A 706-nucleotide genomic window follows, 5' to 3' on the forward strand; every position below is an offset into this window, starting at 1 on the left:
CACATGCGCGCTTTGTTGGCGAAAAATGAACTGCTATCGGTTTTACCGAAGGCAAACCCACCTTTAAGTTCGCGAATAATATCTTCAATCGCCGCACGCTTGCGGTAAATACGGACGATGTCTTTTTGTGGAAGACTTAGGTTAGTGACGATGAACATGGCGGTACACAGTTCATCATTTAAAATGATAACACGACGTGTTTTGTCCCATGAGGCGGCTTGATACTCAAATTCATCGGTCGTCAACTGACCTTCAATCGTCAAAAGATTGTCGAGATTAACATATCGTCCATCAAGTGCCATACGCTTCAATCGGGGATTTGACTTCAATCGGATGGTATAAAAAATATTGTTGCCTTCTAACGTTTCCATCAAGTCTGGCGTGGCGACGCCACTGTCACCACGCAAAATAATTGTCTGATGTTGAACGGATAGACTAGTTGACAGATATCCTTGCACAAATTCAGTTGCACCATTACCGGTATAGGTATTGCCACTTCGCAACGATACCTGACGCACGGTTCCAGTTAAAGTATCGGTCATGATAAGCGGATGGTAACCGACGTTCAAGTAGTGATAATTAAAACCAATTTTTTCTTGATGACCAAAGGTCTGAAAGTAGGTTGAATCCAAATCTAGCACCAGTTCAGTGTTGGTTGAGATGCCATGTTTTGCGCATAAACAAGTCGATGTTCGATATCTTGGGT

At 42.9% G+C, this 706-nt stretch carries 1 protein-coding gene; it reads right to left on the minus strand.

Features of this window, described 5'->3' with window-relative positions; translation table 11 throughout:
- Positions 1-632, minus strand: a 632-nt coding sequence (locus EST42_RS09420) for a transposase (RefSeq protein WP_245150464.1), incomplete at its 3' end; no start/stop codon positions are given.
- Between the last annotated feature and the right edge of the window lie 74 nt (positions 633-706).

Source organism: Weissella cibaria, from assembly GCF_004521965.1.
GTDB classification, from domain to species: Bacteria; Bacillota; Bacilli; order Lactobacillales; family Lactobacillaceae; genus Weissella; species Weissella cibaria_A.